20 protein-coding genes are annotated in these 23,572 nt (G+C 43.4%); 10 read left to right on the top strand and 10 right to left on the bottom strand.

Annotation, left to right across the window (positions count from 1 at the left end):
* Positions 1-228: 228 nt before the first annotated feature.
* Both AB4Z08_RS04680 and AB4Z08_RS04675 read right to left on the bottom strand, forming a co-directional pair.
* Positions 229-768, bottom strand: coding sequence for a hypothetical protein (locus tag AB4Z08_RS04680; protein WP_441572593.1), 540 nt, complete (start codon positions 766-768; stop codon positions 229-231).
* A 103-nt stretch (positions 769-871) separates the two neighbouring features.
* Positions 872-1,192, bottom strand: coding sequence for a hypothetical protein (locus AB4Z08_RS04675; RefSeq protein ID WP_441572592.1), 321 nt, complete (start codon positions 1,190-1,192; stop codon positions 872-874).
* A 74-nt stretch (positions 1,193-1,266) separates the two neighbouring features.
* Between AB4Z08_RS04675 and AB4Z08_RS04670 the strand changes: the two genes are divergently transcribed.
* The 3 genes from AB4Z08_RS04670 (at position 1,267) to AB4Z08_RS04660 (ending at position 4,019) form a co-directional block, all read left to right on the top strand.
* A complete protein-coding gene (locus tag AB4Z08_RS04670; protein WP_441572591.1) occupies positions 1,267-2,088 on the top strand; it encodes an alpha-1,2-fucosyltransferase in 822 nt (273 codons plus the stop codon).
* Between the two features lie 9 nt (positions 2,089-2,097).
* On the top strand, positions 2,098-3,054 hold the full coding sequence (locus AB4Z08_RS04665; protein WP_441572590.1) for a D-2-hydroxyacid dehydrogenase: 957 nt from the start codon (positions 2,098-2,100) through the stop codon (positions 3,052-3,054).
* Positions 3,055-3,296: 242 nt separating this feature from the next.
* Positions 3,297-4,019, top strand: a complete 723-nt coding sequence (locus AB4Z08_RS04660) for a response regulator transcription factor (RefSeq protein ID WP_441572589.1) — start codon at positions 3,297-3,299, stop codon at positions 4,017-4,019.
* A gap of 108 nt (positions 4,020-4,127) precedes the next feature.
* Here AB4Z08_RS04660 and AB4Z08_RS04655 read toward each other — a convergent pair whose 3' ends face one another.
* Both AB4Z08_RS04655 and AB4Z08_RS04650 read right to left on the bottom strand, forming a co-directional pair.
* A complete protein-coding gene (locus AB4Z08_RS04655; protein ID WP_441572588.1) occupies positions 4,128-4,838 on the bottom strand; it encodes a YebC/PmpR family DNA-binding transcriptional regulator in 711 nt (236 codons plus the stop codon).
* Between the two features lie 170 nt (positions 4,839-5,008).
* Positions 5,009-6,514, bottom strand: coding sequence for an amino acid permease (locus tag AB4Z08_RS04650; RefSeq protein ID WP_441572587.1), 1,506 nt, complete (start codon positions 6,512-6,514; stop codon positions 5,009-5,011).
* A gap of 196 nt (positions 6,515-6,710) precedes the next feature.
* Between AB4Z08_RS04650 and AB4Z08_RS04645 the strand changes: the two genes are divergently transcribed.
* From AB4Z08_RS04645 to AB4Z08_RS04635, 3 genes are all read left to right on the top strand, one after another.
* Positions 6,711-7,988 (top strand): dicarboxylate/amino acid:cation symporter, encoded by a 1,278-nt coding sequence (locus AB4Z08_RS04645; protein ID WP_441572586.1) that lies wholly within the window; start codon positions 6,711-6,713, stop codon positions 7,986-7,988.
* Between the two features lie 65 nt (positions 7,989-8,053).
* Positions 8,054-8,743, top strand: a complete 690-nt coding sequence (locus AB4Z08_RS04640; protein WP_441572585.1) for a DedA family protein — start codon at positions 8,054-8,056, stop codon at positions 8,741-8,743.
* Between the two features lie 81 nt (positions 8,744-8,824).
* Positions 8,825-10,060 carry an MFS transporter gene (locus AB4Z08_RS04635; protein WP_441572584.1) on the top strand — a complete coding sequence of 412 codons (1,236 nt, stop codon included), beginning with the start codon at positions 8,825-8,827 and terminating at the stop codon, positions 10,058-10,060.
* On the opposite strand, the gene AB4Z08_RS04630 is transcribed toward AB4Z08_RS04635, so the two are convergent.
* The 3 genes from AB4Z08_RS04630 to AB4Z08_RS04620 all read right to left on the bottom strand — a co-directional run bounded on the left by AB4Z08_RS04630 (position 10,057) and on the right by AB4Z08_RS04620 (position 12,283).
* A complete protein-coding gene (locus AB4Z08_RS04630; protein WP_441572583.1) occupies positions 10,057-10,518 on the bottom strand; it encodes a MarR family winged helix-turn-helix transcriptional regulator in 462 nt (153 codons plus the stop codon). The two genes, AB4Z08_RS04635 and AB4Z08_RS04630, sit on opposite strands and share 4 nt — an antisense overlap.
* A 266-nt stretch (positions 10,519-10,784) precedes the next feature.
* Positions 10,785-11,726 (bottom strand): malate dehydrogenase, encoded by a 942-nt coding sequence (mdh, locus tag AB4Z08_RS04625; RefSeq protein ID WP_441572582.1) that lies wholly within the window; start codon positions 11,724-11,726, stop codon positions 10,785-10,787.
* A gap of 98 nt (positions 11,727-11,824) precedes the next feature.
* Positions 11,825-12,283: a peroxiredoxin family protein gene (locus AB4Z08_RS04620; RefSeq protein WP_441572581.1), complete on the bottom strand. Its 459-nt coding sequence runs from the start codon at positions 12,281-12,283 to the stop codon at positions 11,825-11,827.
* Positions 12,284-12,518: 235 nt separating this feature from the next.
* Between AB4Z08_RS04620 and efp the strand changes: the two genes are divergently transcribed.
* The 3 genes from efp (at position 12,519) to accC (ending at position 15,150) form a co-directional block, all read left to right on the top strand.
* Positions 12,519-13,085 carry an elongation factor P gene (gene efp / locus AB4Z08_RS04615; RefSeq protein ID WP_133808683.1) on the top strand — a complete coding sequence of 189 codons (567 nt, stop codon included), beginning with the start codon at positions 12,519-12,521 and terminating at the stop codon, positions 13,083-13,085.
* A 129-nt stretch (positions 13,086-13,214) separates the two neighbouring features.
* Positions 13,215-13,691, top strand: a complete 477-nt coding sequence (gene accB, locus AB4Z08_RS04610) for an acetyl-CoA carboxylase biotin carboxyl carrier protein (protein WP_441572580.1) — start codon at positions 13,215-13,217, stop codon at positions 13,689-13,691.
* A 121-nt stretch (positions 13,692-13,812) separates the two neighbouring features.
* Positions 13,813-15,150: an acetyl-CoA carboxylase biotin carboxylase subunit gene (gene accC / locus AB4Z08_RS04605; RefSeq protein WP_441572579.1), complete on the top strand. Its 1,338-nt coding sequence runs from the start codon at positions 13,813-13,815 to the stop codon at positions 15,148-15,150.
* Between the two features lie 82 nt (positions 15,151-15,232).
* Here the strand turns inward: accC and AB4Z08_RS04600 are convergent, their stop codons facing one another.
* Both AB4Z08_RS04600 and AB4Z08_RS04595 read right to left on the bottom strand, forming a co-directional pair.
* Positions 15,233-16,057, bottom strand: coding sequence for a hypothetical protein (locus AB4Z08_RS04600; RefSeq protein ID WP_441572578.1), 825 nt, complete (start codon positions 16,055-16,057; stop codon positions 15,233-15,235).
* Positions 16,058-16,417: 360 nt separating this feature from the next.
* A complete protein-coding gene (locus tag AB4Z08_RS04595; protein ID WP_441572577.1) occupies positions 16,418-18,607 on the bottom strand; it encodes a glutamine synthetase III family protein in 2,190 nt (729 codons plus the stop codon).
* Between the two features lie 291 nt (positions 18,608-18,898).
* Between AB4Z08_RS04595 and purL the strand changes: the two genes are divergently transcribed.
* Positions 18,899-21,127, top strand: a complete 2,229-nt coding sequence (purL, locus tag AB4Z08_RS04590) for a phosphoribosylformylglycinamidine synthase subunit PurL (protein ID WP_441572576.1) — start codon at positions 18,899-18,901, stop codon at positions 21,125-21,127.
* A gap of 116 nt (positions 21,128-21,243) precedes the next feature.
* Here the strand turns inward: purL and AB4Z08_RS04585 are convergent, their stop codons facing one another.
* A complete protein-coding gene (locus AB4Z08_RS04585) occupies positions 21,244-23,571 on the bottom strand; it encodes a TonB-dependent receptor (protein WP_441572575.1) in 2,328 nt (775 codons plus the stop codon).
* Position 23,572 lies beyond the last annotated feature (1 nt).

Below are 23,572 nucleotides of genomic sequence, written 5' to 3'. Positions count from 1 at the left end.
ACCGGCTTTTTTAATTGGTGTTATTACCGGAATTGGCGAAGCCATCATAACAGCATTTATCTGCTGAAATGATGGCCTCTTTTAAAATTAAGCAGTTTGTAGGCTTAGTAGTATGTTGCTATTATGGCGCAGCAAAGGTGTGGTGATTTTTTGGATGTAAGAAGGGGTGGGAGCGGAGTTAATGATTATTTCATGTAGGCGATATGATGTGCAAAACCAACCTCATCTTTATATTTCCATCATCAATAATTTCGCACCGGCAATTCTTCGCGCCATGATTTGAAAAAGTGTTTTACCCTCATCAGGTGTATTATATTGCTGATTGGGGAGCGCCCCAAAATAGTAGCAGGTGTTAATGCCGTTATGGTTATCTATTATCTCAATTCCCTGCAGCGGATTTTCTATGAAGTACAGCAGTTGTTCATTTGTAATCATAAACAGATTGCCTTTCCTGTCGTCCATTCTATGACCTTCTATCTGGAAGCGATATCTAATGGTATGTTCATTTTCGAAGTGAAAAATGATCTCATCTCCGGCCAGTAATTGAGTACGATGGTAAAGTGTGGAAATCTGTACCATGTTGTACCCGGCAGTAGTTTGCAGAATAATGCCGAGATAAGAAACATCCGTTTGCTCGTTGATGGGATATAAGGCTATTTCCTCTTTACCCATCATGCCGGAAAGTTTTATAATCCGTCCATGGGGCTTACCGTCGCTATCTTCTATGATACCGGCTTCCGTATTTTCTATATCCGGGCTGACCATCATATGCCGACTGAATTTAAAATATAAACAAGGGTGATAGTTTTTGTGAAATACTGACCTTGCAAAATAACAATTTTTCCAGTGAGAGCATCTGTAAAAACCAAGGTTATTCCCTCACCTTTATCTCTCCCAATCTTTCCTGTAATTCTGCCTCAAACTTATCACAACAACATCCTATCATTTTAAACGTCAACTGTTTTTCACCCAAACCAAGATAGTCTACCTGAACGGTTACCACAGCATCTCTATGGTCACTGCATTTCACCTTACTATAATGTTTATTGAGTGTGTCTACGAGGTTATTCAGCACAGGGCTGCTGATACGTGCATCGAGGTTATCAATTAAATCTCCGAGGGAGTCAGCATCCATTACAGAGGCATGGGATTTTGAAATAAATTTCAGCATAGCATATAGTGTATAGGGCATAAATATAGGGGATAATTAGAAGTGAATGAAGCCACATTTTTATTTGATATATTTGCCACTTATCATCCTATATAATGAGTAGTAAGAAGACCGTTATTTTGACCCAGCCATACGGACAAACGAGTAATATTTATTTCCAGCATCTTAATTTTGATGCCTTCTGCAGAGAGAATCAGATAAAATTCGTGAATCCCTTTATGCGGCGATATTATAAGAATTATCCCAATCTTAATGAGCATAAACGAAGCTGGTTAGCCGATTGGCTGACCCGGAAACTTGTGAAGAAAGGATTGAAATTTAAAATAATTAAGTCGGTTGATTTCGATGATCTTGAAAAGATGCCGGAGTATAATGCCTTCATGTTGGATAAAGATCGGTCTAAAATTTATTGTGAAGGCTGGTATTTCAGACATGAGGATATGGTGGGTGGAAAGTACAGGAAGATCTATCAGCATTTATTTGACCCGAAGTTGAATAAGGAAGAACTGGCGAAACAGTATCTTGTTAAAACGGAAGATCAGTTAAATATTGCCGTGCATATCAGAAGAGGGGATTATAAGGAGTACCTGAACGGTATTTATTTTTATGATGATGCCGTGTATATAAAGAAGATCCAGGAGCTGATGGCCGCATTGAATAAGGATTGCAGGCTGGTGCTCTTTTCAAATGATACTGCACTGAATGAGGATCTTTATCATCAGCATTTTAAGAATGTGACTGTTTCGAGGAATAATGTGATTACTGATCATTATCTCATGTCGCAATGTGATTATATTATTGGGCCTCCCAGTACTTTTTCTATGTGGGCCAGTTTTATGGGAGATAAGCCGTTTTATCATATTGATGATAAAGAAGCGCCCGTGGATATGAATAAATTCAAAATTTGCTTTGCTTAAACTAAGGTCATGAAAAATATAGTGGTATTGGATGGTAATACGTTGAATCCCGGAGATCTTAACTGGGCAGCTTTACAGGCATTGGGCAATGTGAAGGTATATGCCCGTACACCTGAATCAGGAGTGGCGGACAGGATCAGGGAAGCGCATATTGTATTAACCAACAAGGCCATTATTAATGCGACCGCTATCCAGGAAGCCACGAACCTGGAATATATTGGGGTAACAGCTACCGGGTATAATGTGGTAGATATTGCGGCGGCCCGTGAGCGGCATATTCCTGTGACTAATGTGCCGGCTTACAGTACGGATTCTGTGGCGCAGTTGACGTTTGCGTTGATACTGGAATTATGTCATCATACCGGTTTGCATGCAGATAGTGTGCGGGCAGGGGATTGGGGCAAGAGTATTGATTTCAGCTACTGGAAAACGCCTTTAATTGAATTATCCGGCAGCACGCTGGGGATAGTAGGATTGGGGCAGATAGGGCAGGCTGTGGCGCGTATTGCGCTGGCGTTTGGCATGAAGGTGATTGCTAATCATAAACATCCTGATAGAGATGAGATGCCGGGTGTTACTTTTGTGGACCTGTCCACCTGCTTTAAGCAGGCGGATATTGTATCCCTGCATTGCCCGTTGAATGCGGCCAATAAAGAGTTTGTAAATGCGGAGTTGTTGAGCACCATGAAAAAAACAGCTTTCCTGGTGAATACCAGTCGCGGGCCGTTGATCCGGGAAGCGGATCTGGCGGAGGCGCTGGAAGATGGTGTGATTGCCGGAGCCGCCCTGGATGTGTTGTCTGCAGAACCACCATCAGCCAATAACCCATTAATTACCGCACCTAATACGATCATCACACCCCATATTGCCTGGGCTACACAGGCAGCCAGAAAAAGATTGATGCATACCGCTGTTGAAAATGTAAAAGCCTTCCTTGAAGGAACTCCTCAAAATATTATCAACTAGCCATACCCCGCCACGCGAATAAATATGTTATTAGTAATGTAGAGTGCATTAAACCGAAAATGATAACTCCTGGGGTATACGATGACCCACAATGGTTGAAATGAACGCCCGATTCAGAATGAATAGGGATGAATGAACAGGGTTATAATTATGTTATTTATTTTTGAATAAACGTACCGGATACGCTCATTAAGGTATCTACAACTAAAATCTCATATTTACTCGCTTTAAAACCAACGTACATGCAACCAAGCATTCTTTTGGCGGAGGACGATATCTTTTTTGCCAAGGTGGTAAAAAGACAACTGGAACGCGCCGGTTATAATGTTACCCTTTGTGAAAACGGCCAGGAAGGCTGGGAGAAATTTCAAAAACATGTTTTTGACCTCTGTTTACTTGATGTCGTAATGCCAAAGAAAGATGGCTTTGCACTGGCAGAAGATATCCGCTCTATGGATGTTAACGTGCCCATCATCTTTACTTCTTCCCGCTATATGGAACAGGACAGGCTGCAAGGCTTCGAGTCCGGGGCAGATGATTATATCGTGAAGCCCTTTAACATGCAGGAATTATTATGCCGGGTGGAAGTGTATATGAAGCGTAGCCGCCTCCTCAAGAGCGAGCGTCGTATTGTATATACCATCAGCAACCTTGTGTTTGATTATTCTCAATATCATATTAGGCATAAATCCGCCGATTCCCATGTTCGTATGGCCCCAAAAGAAGCGGAATTGCTTCGCTTTCTGTGTGAGAACTCTAACAAAAAACTGAAGAAAGATGATATCCTGGCCTGCATCTGGGGACAGGACGATTTCTTCGCATCACGTGTAATGGACGTCTACCTGACACGTCTCCGCAAACATATCGCTCAAGACCCTGCCGTAAAGCTTGAAACCTACCATGGCAAAGGATTGATGTTTATAGCGGATGACCTGGACCGTTCACACACCATCGCTAAAGTTTAGCTGTTTTTGGTTTAGAAAGTTAACCGTATCCAATGAAAAAAACGTCCGCTGTATAGGCGGACGTTCTTTTTTTATATGCTATAGTGGCCACTTTACAGGACCATCTGTTTATTTCAGATTGTAGAAAACTGCCTGCACATCATCATCCTGCTCCAAACGATCCACCAGTTCCAGTACTTCTTTCGCCTGCTCATCATTTAACTCCACGGTAGTAGCCGGGATACGTTTCAGCTCTGAGCTGATCACTTCAATGCCTTTATCATCCAGGGCTTTTGCCATATTGCCGAATTCACTGAATGCAGCACGGATAATAATATTGCCTTCGCTATCTTCTCCTACTTCTTCCAAACCAAAATCTATTAACTCCAGTTCCAGTTCTTCCAGATCCTGTCCTTTATTCTTTATTTTGAACTCACCTACGCGGTTAAACAGAAATCCTACGGATCCGCTGTTACCCAAACTGCCTCCACCTTTGGTGAAGTGCATACGCAGGTTAGCCACGGTACGGGTAGTATTATCAGTAGCCGTATCAATAATCACTGCCACACCATGAGGAGCATAGCCTTCATACACAACTTCTTCATAATCAGTCTTGTCTTTACCCATTGCACGCTTGATGGCAGCATCTACACGGTCTTTAGGCATGTTCACACTCTTAGCATTGAGTATGCAACGACGGAGCGCAGGGTTGTTGTCCGGATCAGGGCCGGAAGCCTTTACAGCTATGGCTATTTCCTTTCCTATTCTTGAAAATGCTTTCGCCATCTTATCCCAGCGGGCAAACATGGTCGATTTTCTTACTTCAAATATTCTTCCCATTTTGGTGGTATATAATTATAGTTACTTGTAAAAACAGAACGCAAAAATAAGGATTTTCAGATTTAGGCGTAGCGGGATTTAGGGATTTAACGAAAGCGGAGAACAAAACGAATGATTGATTACTTCGCTTTGTTCTCCGCTTTTGATTGAATGACTATATCTAAAAAAGACTATTTATTATCTTCCAACGCCTTACGGGCTTTACTATGCTTCACGCTGTAACGGAAGTAAATGATAAAGCCAATACCCAGCCATACAAACAAACGAGCCCAGTTTTCAAAGCCAAGACTGATGATCATGGTAAGACAGATCAGCGCTCCCAGGATTGGAACAACCGGTACCCAAGGTGTTTTAAAGGCCCTTGGTAAATCAGGATTGCTTTTACGCATCACGATGATGCCCACACATACCAGTACAAAGGCAAACAAAGTACCGATACTGGTCATTTCACCTACCACGTTATCTGGAATAAAGGCAGCAAACAGGGATACAAATACGAAGAACATCCACTGTGAGCGGTAAGGTGTACGGTATTTAGGGTGCAGTTTTGCAAATACGGAAGGCACCAGACCATCGTTACTCATAGAGTAGAATACCCTTGTCTGACCCAGCAACATCACCAGGATAACGGAGGAGAACCCTGCCAGAATAGCCACGGTGATAAAGGTGGACAACCAGCCATAACCAGGCATATAAGTATCAATTGCATAAGCAACAGATGCTTCACCACCTGCTTTCAGGAAGTCGGTGAAAGGCGCGATACCTGTCAACACAAAGGAAAACAGGATATACAGTATGGTACAAATCGCCAGTGATACCAGGATACCGATAGGCATGTTCCTTTTAGGATTCTTTGTTTCCTGGGCTGCAGTAGATACGGCATCAAACCCGATAAAAGCAAAGAACACCACGCCGGCACCCCTTAGGACCCCTGCCCATCCGTGATTCCAGAAGTGGGAATAGTCAACGATCTGACCATTGTGCATTTTTACCGTACCAGCAGTAGCAGGAATGGTAAATGGCGTATGGTTGGCAGGATTGATGTATTTCCATCCAAGGAAAATGAATAACAATACGATCGCTACTTTCGTAATTACGATAATGTTGTTAACAATAGCAGAACTCTGTGTACCCCTGATCAGCAGCAAAGTGAGGGCCAGCAGGATAAACAGTGAAGGCACATTCATGATACCCTGTATGCCTGCATCAGAAGTCTCAAACGGACTATGACACCATTGATAGGGGATCGTGACATTAAAGACGGTCGCCAGTAGTTTATTGAGGTATTGTGACCATCCAATAGCTACGGTTGCAGCTCCCAGCGCGTATTCCAGCACCAGGTCCCAACCAATAATCCAGGCAACAAATTCTCCCAGTGTGGCGTAGGAATAAGTATAGGCACTTCCTGCGATAGGGATCATGGAAGCAAATTCGGCGTAGCATAAACCTGCCAGCGCACAGCCTATAGCGGCAATAATAAAGGAGATAGTAACAGCAGGGCCGGCATGTTGCCCGGCAGCTGCGGCTGTTCTTACAAAGAGTCCGGCACCAATAATGGCACCGATCCCAAGGGCCACCAGTGAACCAGCTCCAAGCGTCCTTTTCAGACCCTTTTCGGATTCTCCAGCTTCGGCCATTAAAACAGACATTTGTTTTTTAGCAAAGAGTTTGCTCATACGCAGTCGTATTGTGGTTGATGTTTTAAGGTAGTTTAGTTATGTTGTTGTTGTCGATCGCCAAATATAATATCTAAAATCAAAAACAGATACTTTTATTTTGCCCGCTAAAGCGCATGTTTAGCTGCTTAACCTTATTTTTGGGAAATTTTCCGGTTACAACTTTTAATTATTACAAGATAAATTTTCGCTCTGCATGAAGAAATCATCGAATCTGCTTACCTTATATATATTCATTGCTATGGTAATCGGAATAGGTACCGGCTACGGCGTATTCCTGGCTTATGGCAATGCAGCTCCTGCTCCCACAGGGACTAAAGACACCCCGCAGATCTTCGCTGATAATATCTCCATTCTTACAGATATCTTCCTGCGCCTCGTTAAAATGATCATAGCCCCGTTGGTATTCTCTACCCTGGTGGTAGGGGTGGCCAAGCTGGGAGATATAAAAGCAGTAGGACGTATCGGTGGTAAAACCATGCTGTGGTTTATCAGTGCAACCTTTGTATCATTGTTCCTGGGTTTAATCCTGGTAAATTTAATGAAGCCAGGCTTATCCCTGCAGTTGCCCTTACCGGACGAACATGCTTCTTCCGGTATTGCCAAAGCAGATATGACGCTGAAAGGCTTCTTTCAGCATGTGGTACCCGACAGTGTGGTAAATGCGATGGCACACAATGAAATATTGCAGATCGTGGTATTTGCTATTTTCTTTGGTGTAGCCGCTGCTGCGCTTGGTGAAAAAGCAATGCCGGTAGTAAAGTTCCTGGATAGCGTGGCGTATATCATGCTGAAAGTAACTGGCTTTGTAATGAATTTTGCCCCTTTCGCCGTATTTGGCGCTATGGCAGGTATCATTGCTTTAAAAGGTCCCATTGTACTGGTTACTTATGGTAAGTTCATATTACAGTTCTATCTCGGACTATTCAGTTTATGGGTAGTCATTGCTTTTGTGGGATGGTTGATACTCGGTAAATCTGTGTTCCGCCTGCTGGGACTGATCAAAGATCCCCTGTTACTGGCATTTGGCACGGCCAGCAGTGAGGCCGCTTACCCACGTACCATGGAAGAACTGGAAAGATTTGGCTGTGATAGCCGCATTGTTAGTTTTGTATTACCCCTGGGCTACTCCTTTAACCTGGATGGCTCTATGATGTATATGACCTTTGCCAGTTTATTTATTGCCCAGGCATATGGTATGCACCTGAGCATTGATCAGCAGATTACGATGTTATTGGTATTAATGATTACCAGTAAAGGGATTGCAGGTGTGCCGCGTGCTTCCCTGGTGGTAATTGCCGGTACCCTGTCTATGTTCCATATCCCTGAAGCAGGTTTGATTCTGCTGCTGGGAGTAGATCATTTGCTGGATATGGGCCGTTCCGCTACCAACGTAATCGGGAATGCAATGGCTACTGCCGTTGTTTCCAAATGGGAAAATAAACTTACACCCGGAGATGCCACTAACGCCTAACTTAACAAATGCGTAACAGATTAATGTTTATTTTACCACTTCAGAAATAGAAATAGCGTACTAGCATGGACCAGATTATTGAGTTTTTTAAACACCTCATTAATCCCTCGTGGATTATTGAACATGGTGGCCTTTACCTGTTACTGGCGATTATTTTCGCAGAAACCGGTTTATTCATTGGCTTCTTTCTGCCAGGGGATTCCCTGCTTTTTGTAGCAGGTATCTACAGCGAAGACCTTTGCCGCAGCTTCTTTGATCTGCCCTTTGTAGTTATTATGTTCCTGATAGCGACCGCTGGTGTGCTTGGTAATATGGTAGGTTTCTGGTTTGGTAAAAAATCCGGTCCGATCTTATTTAAGAAGAAAGACACCTTCTTTTTCAAAAAGAAACACCTGCATCAGGCGCATGAGTTTTTTGTAAAGTATGGCGGCGGCGCTATTTTCTTCGCCCGCTTTCTGCCTATCATCCGCACCTTTGCTCCTATAGTAGCAGGTATTGTGGGAATGGAAGCAAGAAAATTTATGTTCTTTAATATCATCGGATCTTTCGCCTGGGTGTTTTCTATGATGCTGGCAGGTCATTACCTGGACAAATTGTTCCCTAATCTGAAAGATCACCTGGAGCTGATTATCCTGGTAATAGTATTGATCACCACTTTACCGGTATTGATTAAAGTGATTTTCGGAAAAGTGAAACATCAGCATGTACACGAAGAACACAAGGAAACAACAGAAAAAACAGATTCTCCATTATAATTTTTTATATCTTTAAAAGGGCCTTGAAAAAGGCCCTTTTTTTTATTTATTCCCGTTATTATTATCGTCAACCAAACTAAAATGAAAACCGACAATCGTCCTGTTTCTATTTTCAACATAGCCGTGATAGTGGCTTCACTGGGCTATTTCGTGGACATCTACGATCTTTTGCTGTTTACTATTGTGAGAGTACCGAGTTTAAAATCACTGGGATTGCCCCAGAGTGAAATTGACGCGGGTGCTGGTATGCTACTGATTAATATCCAGATGATTGGTCTGCTTGTAGGCGGTATTTTCTGGGGTATTATCGGAGATAAAAAAGGTCGTTTAAGTGTATTGTTTGGGTCCATCCTGATTTATTCTGTTGCAAATATTGCCAATGGTTTTGTGCATGGTATCAATGGATACATGCTATGGCGCTTTGTTGCCGGCTTTGGTTTGGCAGGGGAGCTTGGCGCAGGTATTACCCTGGTATCAGAAATACTACCCAAAGAAAAAAGAGGATATGGCACCATGATAGTGGCTACTGTAGGCGTTTCCGGTGCGGTAGCTGCCAACCTGATTGCCAAACTGGTGGGCGACTGGCGCATTTGTTATTTTATAGGAGGTGGACTGGGGCTGGCTTTGCTGGTGCTGAGGGTAAGTGTGATGGAATCTCATATGTTTAATGCGGTGAGGGCATCTGCTGCCTCCAGGGGGAGTTTTATGGCGTTGTTTACCAATAAGGAACGTTTTATTAAATACCTGAAATGTATGCTGCTGGGTACTCCTACCTGGTTTGTGGTAGGTATACTCATTGCGTTTTCCAATAAGTTTGCTACAGTGATGAACGTAAAGGGCGCTATCAGTCCGGGGGATGCGGTGGCATTTTGTTATGCAGGCCTGGTATTGGGCGACTTCACCACGGGCTTTCTCAGCCAGGTATGGCGAAGCCGCCGCAAGGTCATGTTATTGTTCCTGGTATTAACAGGGGTGATGGTAACTGTGTATTTAAACCTGCATGGAGTGGAAACCTGGGTGTTTTATACCGTATGTTTTATACTTGGTTTCAGTGTAGGTTTCTGGGCTATTTTTGTGACCATAGCTGCAGAAAGTTTTGGTACCAATCTGCGGGCTACTGTGGCTACTACGGTACCTAATTTTGCCCGGGGGATGCTTCCATTAATATCTTTTCTGTTTATAAAAGTGAACAACTATTTTTCCTATCTGCAGAGCGGGGCTATTGTGGCGGTCATCTGCATTGGTATCGCACTGATTACTGCCTGGAAGGTAGAAGAAACGTTTGGTAAAGATCTGAACTACCTGGAAGAAATTTAGTGATAGCTATCCAGCATTTTGTCCAGCAGTTTATTCAGCTGTATGACTTCTTTTTCGTTTAATGATTTAAGGGTATTGTCCAGCTGCGCAATTTCGACATCGATATCTGCGAGCAGTTGGAGCCCTTTATCATTGATACGAACGTCTACCGCACGCCTGTCCATTTCACTGCTTTTACGTTCTATCAGGTCGGCTTTCCGGAGCCTTTCCACGAGGCGGGATACGTCGCTCATTTTGTCCAGCATTCTTTCTTTCAGCACATTGATATTAGCAGCTTTGGGATGTTGGCCGCGGAGTATGCGCAGTATGTTATACTGCTGCATGGTAATACCGTATTGCTTAAAGAATTGCTGATGACGGGACGTTATCCAGTTACCAACAAAAATAAGGCTGATCAGGCCCCGCTGATTTTCATTTTCAAAAGTTTTCTGCGTAATCAGTTTTTCCAGGTTAGACATACATTGAGAGTTAAACCAAATTTGATGAAACGATTTGGAAGTGTTTCATTTATACTGCTTTAGCCGCTTAAGGGCCGGGGTAAAATTACGAATAAAAACAGAAACCGGGGATCTTGTCTTGTTCCGGATTATTGTTTTTTATTTGATTTTGGAAGATGAGAAAAGATTAGCGGAGATAGATGGGAAAAATCCACATCGGTCTCCGCTAATCTTTTAAATGGCATTGTATAAAATCAGGATCATCCTGTGTAAGAAAAAAAGTTCGTTTATGCGGTAGCTGACTGCATATTATCCAGTACGTCCATCACTTCTTTTACATGTTGGGCAGAGGTATTGAGTAATGCTTTTTCAGCTTCATTGAGCTGCAGTTCAATGATTTTTTCTATACCGTTTTTACCCAGTACAACAGGCACACCCAGGTAAATGTCTTTCAGACCGTACTGACCGGATAACCAGGCGCATACGGGGAAAATACGTTTTTCATTTTTCACGATCGCTTCTACCATTTGAGCGGCAGCAGCACCGGGAGCATACCAGGCGGAAGTACCCAGCAGGTTTACGATTTCACCGCCACCTACTTTAGTACGCTGAATAATGGCTTCCAGTTTATCCTGGGCTACCAGTTCTGTTACAGGAATACCACCTACGGTTGTATAGCGTGGCAAAGGCACCATGGTATCGCCGTGGCCACCCATGAGTATCGCCTGTATATCTTTCGGAGAGCAGCCTATTTCTTCGGCCAGGAAAGCGCGGTAACGGGCAGTATCCAGTATGCCGGCCATGCCGAATACTTTGCTGCTGTCTTTTTTGGCAGTGAGGTAACTGCAATAAGTCATTACATCCAGCGGGTTGCTTACAATGATGATGATGGCATCCGGAGAATGTTTGGTAATATTTTCAGTAACCGATTTCACAATATTGGCATTGGTAGAAATCAGGTCATCTCTGCTCATTCCAGGTTTGCGGGGAAGTCCTGAAGTAATGACTACCACATCGCTGTTGGCGGTTTTCGTGTAATCACTGGTCACCCCGGTAATTTTGGTACTGTAATAATCAATGGGAGCCTGCTGCCATGTGTCCAGGGCTTTACCTTCAGCCGTTCCTTCCTTAATATCCAATAAAACCACCTCCTGCAGAAAATCTTTGTGGGCCAGTACGTTGGCACACGTTGCGCCTACATTCCCGGCTCCTACTACTGTAACTTTCATTTTGTCTATAGCTTTAAAAGTGAAGAATGATTGTGATTAAACAAATGTAATGATTCGGCTTTAGAATAACCGGTCGGGCAGAGACATTTTCACAAGGATTATTTATTCAGATAAAACAGCAAAGAATCTACCTTGGCTGTTCCCTCAAAACCCTTTACAAACTGTTGTTTCTTGTCATATATGTATAAACCAGGGAAGTAATGGAGGTCATAAAAATACATGATCTGCCGGGTAGGTTCGCTGGCCATAATGATGTTTGGATAGTCTTTAATTTTATATTGATCGTAATATTCCTTCATTTGTTCCACCTTAAAAGGGGTAACCATAAGGATTTGTGTTTTTTTGAACTTGCTGATGTTTTTCAACACTTCTTCTGTCAGGTGCTTACAGTGATCACAATCTACACTGAATACAAACACCATAGTTTTCTCGTTCCGCTTGAGGTCGTTTTTAGTGATAGAATGGCCATCGGTAAGCATAAGCGGGAAGGCTGGTATGATCGGATACTGTAAATATGGTGGTTTTGTGGGTGGATTAGTGGCAGTTTGAGCCTTCAAAAACACAGGTAAACAGCTTAAAATAACGAAAAACACGTAGCGCATACTTATAAAAGTTTCTTGATTTGAGTTTAAATTTACCGGATAAATGTCATTTATTGAATAAAAAAGACGAAAATTGGGCCGAAAAGGGACTAATCTCTCTAATTTTGGGAATTAGTTGCTTGTTCATATGCGAAAATTTTTACTTTTGCAATCCGTATAAATTTTTAACTTAAAATCAGTAACCTAATTTATGGCTACCACCGCAGATATCAGAACAGGATTAATAATCAAGCTGGATAACAGTTTGTATTCTGTTGTAGAGTTTGGTCAGAACAAAACCGCCCGTGCAGCCGCAAAGGTTTGGGCTAAATTGAAAGGCGTTGACAATAGCCGTTCCATAGAGCACACCTGGAACTCAGGTGATACCATCTATCCCATCCGCATTGAAAAGAAAGCTTTCCAGTATTTATATAAAGATGATACCGGCTACAACTTCATGGACAATGAAACGTTTGAGCAGATTGCTATGCCGGAAACAGCCATTGATGCGCCACAGTTCCTGAAAGAAGGACAGGAAGTAAGTGTGCAGATCAACACAGAAACTGAGCAATACATGGCAGTGGAATTACCTGACAAAATTGTTGTACTGGTTACCTATTCTGAGCCTGGTGTTAAAGGTGATACGGCTACCCGTACCCTGAAGCCAGCTACTGTTGAAACCGGAGCTACCGTAATGGTGCCGTTGTTTGTGGATGAAGGAGAATTGATCCGTGTGAACACGAAGAATGGCGAGTATATCGAAAGAGTAAAAGCATAAATCATTTGGAGTGCTGATTTTTTGGAGAGGAATTTTGTTTCTGAGGGGTATTCTTTCTGAAACAAAATTCCTGACCGCGTAAATCAGTCGTCCATCATATTCTATATTTCTAAACCAAAAACTGTCTACATGGACTTTAAACAGATTCAGGAACTGGTAAAAATGATCAACAAATCAAATATCAGTGAACTGAGCATTGAACAGGACAAGTTTAAGATTACAATAAAGCAGAAGGATAACGAAGTACAACAGGTAATCACTGTTCCTGCAACCATGGCACCCGTACAGGCGGCCGCCGCTGTAGCTCCTGCAGCAGTAGCCAACACCGCAGCACCGGCAGCTACACCAGCTCCTGTTAAAGCGGACAACCTGGTAACCATCAAATCTCCCATGATTGGTACCTTTTACCGCAGCGCCGGTCCGGATAAAGCCGCTTTCGTAAATGTTGGCGACGAAGTTACTTCCGGCAAAGTGGTGTGCATCATCGAAGCAATGAAGTTATTCAACGAAATAGAGAGTGAAGTAAGTGGTAAAATCGTGAAAGTACTGGTAGATGACGCATCTCCGGTAGAATATGATCAACCTTTATTCTTAGTTGAACCGTAATAATAGTTATTAGCTATTAGCTGTTAGCCTTTAGCCTTCCTTAACCGGAGTTCTAAAGATGCTAACAGCTAACAGCTAATGGCTAACAGCTAAAAGCTATTATCAACTTATAAGGAAAACAATGTTCAAAAAAATATTGATTGCCAACCGTGGTGAAATTGCCCTTCGGATTATCCGTACCTGTAAGGAAATGGGTATCAAAACGGTGGCAGTTTATTCTACAGCAGATAAAGACAGTCTGCATGTGAAATTTGCCGATGAAGCAGTCTGCATAGGCAAACCACAAAGCACTGAGTCTTATCTGAACATCCCTCACCTGATGGCGGCTGCTGAAATCACCAATGCAGACGCTATCCACCCCGGATACGGCTTCCTGGCAGAAAATGCCCGTTTTGCTGAAATCTGTGGTGAACATGGTATTAAGTTTATCGGCCCCACTCCGGAAATGATCCGCAGAATGGGCGATAAGATGACTGCCAAGGAAACTATGATTGCTGCCGGTGTACCGGTTATTCCAGGATCTGAAGGATTACTCCAGAGCGTGGAAGAAGCCAGAACAATCGCCAGAAGCATGGGCCTCCCGGTAATCATCAAAGCTACTGCCGGTGGTGGTGGTAAAGGTATGCGCGTGGTATGGGATGAGAATGAGCTTGAAACCGCCTACAACATGGCTAAGAATGAAGCCCGTGCCTCTTTCAGTAATGATGGTATCTACATGGAGAAATTCGTGGAAGAGCCCCGTCACATTGAAATACAGGTAGCGGGTGATCAATACGGTAAAGTATGTCACCTCAGCGAAAGAGATTGCTCTATTCAGCGTCGTCACCAGAAGCTGGTAGAAGAATCTCCTTCTCCGTTTATGACGCCTGAACTGCGTGAGAAAATGGGGGAAGCAGCTATCAAGGCCGCCAGTGCTATCAACTACGAAAGTGTTGGTACCATTGAGTTCCTGGTAGATAAGCACCGTAATTTCTACTTCATGGAAATGAATACACGTATCCAGGTAGAACATGGGGTAACAGAAGAAGTAATCAACTTCGACCTGGTAAAAGAACAGATCAAGATTGCTGCAGGTATTCCTATCTCCGGAAAAAATTATACGCCACAGATGCATGCCATCGAGTGTCGTATCAATGCGGAAGATCCTTACAATGATTTCCGTCCTTCTCCGGGTAAAATTACTACACTGCATATTCCTGGTGGTCATGGTGTGCGGGTTGATTCCCACATCTACGCCGGTTATGTAATTCCTCCTTATTACGATTCTATGGTAGCGAAAATTATTACCATGGCGCAAACCCGCGAAGAAGCCATCAATACGATGGAACGCGCGCTGAGCGAGTTCGTGATCGAGGGTGTTAAAACAACTATTCCTTTCCATCAGCAGCTGATGCGCGATGAAAACTTCCGTAAAGGCAACTTTACCACCAAGTTTACTGAGACGTTTAAGTTGGTATAACGGTAACGGATATATTATTTAAAAAAGGCCTCCTGATCAGGAGGCCTTTTTTTATGTTTTTTACATCCGTTGAGCGTGAGGGTTATTGACGTCCGTAGAAAATTTCGTACGCCCTTACCGGGTATAACAAAAAATGTTGCGAATCCATTTTAGGATTTTTAAAAGGGACTTTTACCGGTAAACCATAGCTGTTATAAGAATCAGCAATAAATGGATTGTTTCTGCTATAATCGAGATTAAAGAATTGCCAGAGAGGATGCAGCAGGTTTGGATTTACCTTATTATCGTACACTGGAAATACATCATTTGACACGGTGCTACCATTAGGATATAAGATCAAAGTATTGATCTTATAGGCATTACCGGATGCATTATAAAAGTAGGAGGTTGTTCGCATTTCAAAAAGATCCTCCACCAGCAGGAAGCGTTTATCTACCACCTGGGTAATCCTGTCGAGGTGATCGTAAGCATATTTTCTGACGAAGAAAAGATAACGGGCATCAACAATAGTAAGTGTATTCCTGTCGTAGTGGCCGTATGCAAACACACTATCTGAAATAACTCTTTTTTTATTATCACAAACACATTTATAGCCCATTTCAAACTCAGTGCTTTCATCATGGGAGGCACCTATTACTATTTTAAGTGCGTTTTGAGCATCATAGCCCAGTAGGTATTGAGGATAGTTTTCAGTGATGACCCGGCCGATTATATGGATGGGATTGTGTCTGGAGTTGTAGGTAATGTGAAAGGTATCTTTCGTGTTGTCGTACTTCTCTGCGCCAAATCCAGTGATTTCATAATGCGGGGGGGCAGGTAAACAGATCGGGGATTTAACGCAATTGCTGAACAGGACTACAAACAGTAAAATCATAGCACAACGTGCCAGGGGATAATTCTTTTTCATGTTTTAAATGTTTTTTGGTTAAAAAATAATGATCAATGGGAGCGTCCGGAGGTAGGAAGGATGTAAACATATTTTAGTGGAAGTGTTGGAAAGAGTATACTTGTCATGGTGCCTGCAAAGCAGATTCCAATGGTCATTACTGCCAGGGATAAATGTCTTTTCATAAGTAAAAATTAAGGTGGTATTTATGGGTTAAAACACTACCGGGGCTAAGGGTTAAAGGGTTACTGCAATAATTTATGATAGTAATAGTGAGGTGGTTCAGTAACAGGGGTAATTAAATCTAAGGAGAAATATTAACAAAACAAAGCCCCGGATGAAAATCCGGGGCTAATCATACACCAAAACAATCTTACGGTTTTATCGCAAGAAAAGCAGCTCTCTGTATTTAGGCAGTGCCCATTTTTTGTCATCCACCAGGAACTCCAGTTTATCGGAGTGGTAGCGGATTACATCAAAGTACGGCTTAATCTTTTCACAGTAGTCAATCGCTTTCTGACGGCTGTCGGTGAGCTTGTTAGCTACCTTACGCGCCTCGATCATAGCCTGTACATTTTCACTAATGGCATTAATATGTTCAGCTATTTTAGCAGCAATTTGTGTTTGAGCTTTAACAGCATCATCGCCTAAACCAATTTCTTTCAGTCCGCGGATGTTAGTTACCAGGTCATTTACATAACTGATAGCTGACGGCAGGATGGTGTTGGTAGCGAGGTCGCCGATAACGCGGGCTTCGATCTGCACTTTCTTCACATAATCTTCCAGCAGTATTTCGTGGCGTGCGTGCAGTTCTTTTTCGTTGTAAACGCCGGTATCTGTATAAAGTTTGGCAGCTTTAGCAGTCACCATAGCATCCAGTGCTTTTGGTGTGGTTTTAACGTTAGCTAAACCTCTTTTTTCTGCTTCTTTTTCCCACTCTTCACTGTAGCCGTYGCCTTCGAACAGTATTTTTTCCGAATCTACAATATATTTCCGAAGAGTTTGCATAATTGCAATCTCTTTTTTCTCGCCTTTTTCGATCAGACCATCTACTTCAACTTTGAAGTCAGTCAGTGTTTTTGCAACGATCGTATTCAATACAGTCATGGCAGAAGCACAGTTGGCAGAGGAACCTACGGCGCGGAATTCAAACTTGTTGCCGGTGAAAGCAAAAGGAGAAGTACGGTTACGGTCAGTGTTGTCCAGCAGCAGTTCCGGAATGTGACGGTGCAGGTCCAGTTTCAGGATCGCTTCGTCTTGTTCGTCGAACTTGTTGTTAACACGGTTTTTAACTTCCTGCAGTACATCAAACAGGTATTTACCTGAGAATACAGAGATAATAGCAGGAGGCGCTTCGTTGGCACCTAAGCGGAAGTCATTGCTGGGAGAAGCAATAGCAGCTCTCATCAGATCAGCATAGTCATGAACCGCTTTAATGGTGTTTACAAAGAAAGTGAGGAACATCAGGTTGGTCTTCGGTGTTTTACCGGGAGCCAGCAGGTTAACACCGGTATCGGTGGACATGCTCCAGTTGTTGTGTTTACCGGAACCGTTGATGCCTGCAAAAGGTTTCTCGTGCAGTAACACTTTCAGTTTGTGACGTTTAGCCACTTTATTCATTACATCCATCAGCAGAGAGTTGTGATCTACTGCGATGTTTACTTCTTCAAATATAGGAGCACACTCAAACTGAGAAGGTGCTACTTCATTATGACGCGTTCTTAAAGGAATACCCAGTTTGTAAGATTCTACTTCGAAATCGCGCATGTAAGCGTAAGCACGCTCAGGGATAGCACCGAAGTAATGATCTTCCAGCTGCTGACCTTTGGAAGGAGCGTGACCAACTACGGTACGACCAGTCATGATCAGATCAGGACGGGCGTTAGCCATTGTTTCGTCTACCAGGAAGTATTCCTGTTCCCAACCCAGGGTACCAGTTACTTTAGTAACGTTTTTATCGAAATAGTTACATACGTCTACTGCAGCTTTGTCCATAGCAGCCAGTGCTTTCAGCAATGGAGCTTTGTAATCCAGTGATTCGCCGGTGTAGGCAACAAAGATAGTAGGTATGCAGAGTGTTTTACCATAACCCTGTTCCAGGATGAAAGCAGGAGAGGAAGGATCCCAGGCAGTGTAGCCGCGGGCTTCGAAGGTAGCTCTCAAACCACCGTTAGGGAAACTGGAAGCATCTGGTTCCTGTTGTACCAGTGCATCACCATCAAAAGTTTCCAATGCAGTACCATCACCTTTCAGCGTGAAAAATGAATCGTGCTTTTCTGCGGTAGTGCCGGTCAATGGCTGAAACCAGTGTGTGTAGTGAGTCACACCTTTTTTCATCGCCCATGCTTTCATGCCTGAAGCGATCTGCTCGGACATCTTACGTTCCAGCTTGGTGCCATTTTTAACAGAGTTCATCAGGCTTTTATAAGCCTCATCGCTCAGATATTCCCGAACAACTTTACCAGAGAAAACATTGCTGCCAAATACATCGGTAATTTTACCGTTATGTTCGGTGAGAGTGGAGTCTACGCCAGCTAATCCTTCCAGCGCTTTGAAACGTAACGATTGCATGCTGTAAATTATTTTACACAAAAGAACGCATCCGTAGCTATAAATGCAAATAAATTGTTCATTTTAACTGAAAAATTACATTTAGGGCTTTAAAAGAGCTGTTTTTTTGCTGTTTCGTTAAATATTTATGCTTCACTTGTCTCTAATCTGATGAATTTAAAAATTAATAATATGATGTAGTGTGACTAAAAATTTACCATTTGAAGCCAGGTGGCAACCTCTTGGCATTTGCAGGAAAAACATGTACTTTTGCGACTTCTTTTAAATTACTCGTTTTTTATACTTAAATACATGCAAACCACCGTAGAAATTGCTGAACAGCTAGGACTTACCGCTGACGAGTTTGAACGAATTATATCCATTTTAGGCCGTACCCCCAACTTTACAGAATTAAGTATGTATTCTGTAATGTGGAGTGAGCACTGCTCTTACAAAAATTCAATCGTTTGGCTGAAATCCCTGCCCCGCGATGGTGACAGGCTGCTGGTAAAAGCAGGAGAAGAAAATGCCGGTCTGGTAGATATTGGTGATGGCTACGCGGTTGTATTTAAAATAGAGTCGCATAACCACCCATCCGCTATCGAACCTTTCCAGGGCGCTGCAACAGGTGTTGGTGGTATTCACCGCGATATCTTTACAATGGGCGCTCGCCCTATCGCTGCACTCAACTCACTGCGCTTCGGTAATATTAATGATAAGAAAACACAACACCTGGTAAAAGGTATTGTACATGGTATAGGCCACTACGGTAACTGCTTCGGCGTTCCTACGGTAGGTGGTGAAGTTTATTTTGAAGACTGCTACGGTACCAACCCACTGGTAAACGCATTCAGCGCCGGTATCGTAAAAGTAGGACAAACCGTTTCCGCTACTTCTTATGGTGAAGGCAACCCTGTTTTCATCGTAGGTTCTGCTACCGGAAAAGATGGTATCGGTGGTGCTTCTTTCGCTTCTGCCAATATCACAGAAGACAGCGCGGAAGATTTACCTGCTGTTCAGGTAGGCGATCCTTTCCAGGAAAAGAAATTACTGGAAGCCTGTCTCGAAATCATCAAAACAAACGCCATCATCGGTATGCAGGATATGGGCGCAGCCGGTATTACCTGCTCCACTGCAGAAATGAGCGCTAAAGGCGAACATGGTATGAAGATCTGGTTAGATAAAGTACCTACCCGCCAGAAAGATATGAAAGGATGGGAAATGCTGCTGAGCGAAAGCCAGGAACGCATGCTCATCGTTGTGAAGAAAGGCGAAGAAAAACCAGTACTGGATATCTTCGAAAAATGGGACCTGCACTGCGTACAAATCGGTGAAGTAACCAAAGATAAAAACCTGAAGTTCTATATGAACGGCGAACTGGAAGCAGACGTTCCTGCTGAAAGTATGGTACTGGGTGGCGGTGCTCCCCAATATCACCGCGCTTATACCGAACCCGCTTACTTCGCCAAAATAAAAGCATTTGATATCCACAACATTCCTGATACAGAACATCCGCATTTTGTAGCAGAAAGAATGGTGGCCCTGCCTAACATCGCTTCCAAACGCTGGATCTACAACCAGTACGATAGCATGGTAGGTACTGCAAATGCCAGCACCAACGCACCAAGCGATGCAGCCATCGTATTGGTAAAACCAACCAAGAAAGCTTTGGCAATGACTACCGACTGTAACGGTCGTTATGTTTTTGCTGATCCTCATAAAGGCGGACAGATCGCAGTAGCAGAAGCTGCCCGTAACATCGTTTGCTCCGGTGGTGAACCAGTTGCTATTACCAACTGCCTGAACTTCGGTAACCCTTACGATCCGGAAGTTTACTACCAGTTTGTACACGCAGTACAAGGTATGGGTGAAGCCTGCCGCAAATTTAATACACCTGTTACCGGCGGTAACGTAAGCTTCTACAACCAGTCTCCTGATGGTCCGGTATACCCAACACCAACCATCGGTATGGTGGGTATCCTTGATAGCCTGGATCAGCGCATCACCCTTGATTTCAAGGAAGAAGGCCACCTGGTATACCTGATAGGTCGCAGCCGCAACGATATCAACAGTTCCGAATACCTGCACAAAATCATTGGTATAGAATATAGCCCTGCACCGCATTTCAACCTCGATGAGGAACTGCACGTACACCAGGCTATCACTAAACTGAATAAAGCAGGCCTGATCCGCTCAGCACACGATGTGAGCGATGGTGGTTTATTCGTTACCCTCCTGGAAAGCGCTATGCCTGCAGGAAAAGGATTTGAACTGACTACCAATAACAAATTCCGTAAAGATGCCTACCTGTTCGGTGAAAGCCAGAGCCGTGTAGTAGTAACCGTTAGACCGGAAGATAAAGAGAAGTTCGAAGCACTGATGCACGGTCTGGTAGACGCTTCTGATACTTCCGTACGTTACGAGAAACTGGGCGTTGTTACCGGCGAACACATCAAAGTAAACGGAGAAGACTGGGGTAATGTAAGCACCTGGAAGAAATCATACGACACCGCTATTGAAGAACATCTTCGGAAAGCGTAAAGCATAAAGCAGAAAGCAAAAAGCTATTGAGGCGATTGATTGAAGCGAATATATATTCTACGCTTTAGTCAATCGCCTCAATAGCTTTTTGCTTTCTGCTTTATGCCTTCAGCTCACTAAAAGTTGTATTTAAATCCTAAATTAAACCTGGCACCACTGCCTTTGATATAAGAATCGGTACGTACTCTTCCCTGTGATGCTACCGGGTAATAATCAGCATTCAGCAGGTTATCCACACCTAAACGGATGGCCATCGATTTATTGAAACGATAGGTAGTATAGAAATTCACCAGGTAGAAATCGCTGACAGGTCCATTGCCCAGGTCATATTGTTTGGTGGAAGGATTGATATCAAAGCGTTTGCGTACACCTGAATAAATATAATACACACCCAGATCCCATTGTTTCAGTGGGGAGTAGTTAACATTCACGGTCATCTTATCCGGAGAAATACGGGTGGTAGGTAACCAGGTCTTTACCCCGTTTACATCTTTCTTACCTTCTACATGTGAATAAGAAGCGTTGGCAGATAAGTTAGACCGGAACTGGTAGCCGGCTGTGAATTCAAAACCCTGTACTCTTTCAGGAGCACGCTCCGGCACAGCAACGCCGTTTACATCTTTTAAACTGGTACCCAGGTTGGAAGTGCTGATGAAATAAGCACCGGAAGCATTGAATTTACCGATGTTGCTGTTGAAGCCGGCTTCGTAGTTATTGGTAATAATGGCTTCGGTTTCAATGGTATTAATGCTGGTAGCTCCATTAGACACTGCTTTCGCCAGTCGCAGGGTACGGCCCAGGTCATACAGGGAAAAGCTCTGGGAATAACTTACAAATGGATTGAATACCGGGTATCTGGTATAACGTAAGCCGGCGTTGAATACCAGCGCTTCATAAGGCAGGTTGCCACCTTTTACAAATACGCCGCCGGCATAGTTCCCAAATTTGATCGTGGTATAATCAGGAATGTTCAGGGAAATATTTTCATAACGCACGCCTGCTTTTACCAGGAAGTCTTTGAAGAGATATGTTTTTAACTGTGCATAAGGTGCATAGTTTTTCATATTCATCTCTGGTACAAAACCACGGCCATCGGTCAGTGGCTGGGAAGTTTTATCATTCAGGATGTCCACGCCCCAGGTAATATCACCGAATAAGTTAGGGTGGAAGTTGAAAAGGGTATTAAAGTTTATCCTCGCGCCCATTTTTTTGGAAACAATAGCGGAGTTGCCGGGAGGTGCATAGAAATCAGAATATTCAAAAACCGTGTAAAAGCTTTGGTAGTAAAGGTTTGCGTTCAGTGAGGTGTTTTTAAAAATGTTTTTGTTGGTATAGTTCACATAGGCGTTGTGGTTATACGGTGTACCTTGTTTATCGCCGGGATTGGTGCCCTTTACACCTATAATGGGAGCTTCTCCAAATTTGCCGGTAGCAGAATCCACATACGTGCTGTACTGCATGGTGCGGTAGTAGTTGTACATCACTTCTATGCGGCTGTTGTTGTTGATATCATAACCCAATTTTGCAAAAAGGTTCAGGTTCTTATTTTGTGCGAGTGACTGGAAAGGTGCAATGATCACGCCGTCAGCGTCTTTTACTACGCCGGTTTGTTCGTAGGTACCACTGGCTACGTAATCAAATTTATTGATTTTGCCGGTGATGTTCTGGGAGATGCGGCCACCAACGGTATTGGAAGGATGTAACAGAGAACCGGCGCTGCTCACATCGGTGCTTCCGCTGAAATGTTTGCTGGGGTTGGCTTTGATGGTGATAAAGTTAACGATACCACCATCTGCACCATTACCATAAATAGCGGTAGATCCTTTGATGACTTCTACTCTTTCAATAACGGAAACGTCTATACTACGCATATCTTTATCGCCGTTGCGCAGCGGGGTAGATTGTGGAATACCATCAATCATGATCAGCATACCGCGGCCACGAAGGGTTTGTCCTTTGTTGGTAGAGGTGTTGGTCCCCAGCGTAAGTCCGGGTACATTCATACTGAGCAACTGGTTAATGTCTGTAGTAATGGCGCTTTGTTCGCGTAGCTGTTTACCGGAAATGATGGTAATGGAAGAAGGTACGGTACCCAGTGTTTCCTTATTGCGGCTAGCCGTTACCACTACTTCATTCAGGCCAACGTCTGATGGCTGTATAGTCAGATCCAGTTGAGTGGTGCTGTTAGTTACGGTAACAGTTTGTTCCAGTGTTTTATAACCGATGCCTGCAGCCAGTAACTGATAGGTGCCAGGCTTTACGTCGTTGATGGTGAACTGGCCGTTGTTACCGGTAACGGCATGCTTTTGTGTACCGGAAAGGTAGATTCTCAGCAAGGGAACGACTGTTTGGGTCGTATCTTTTATTGTACCCTGTATCTTTTGCGCTGCTGCCTGCAGCGTGGCCATCATTGCCACCAAACCCAAAATAAAAAATTGCTTCATA

Source organism: Chitinophaga sp. RAB17 (genome assembly GCF_052114225.1).
Taxonomy (GTDB): Bacteria; Bacteroidota; Bacteroidia; order Chitinophagales; family Chitinophagaceae; genus Chitinophaga.
This window is presented reverse-complemented; position numbering and strand designations above follow the sequence as displayed.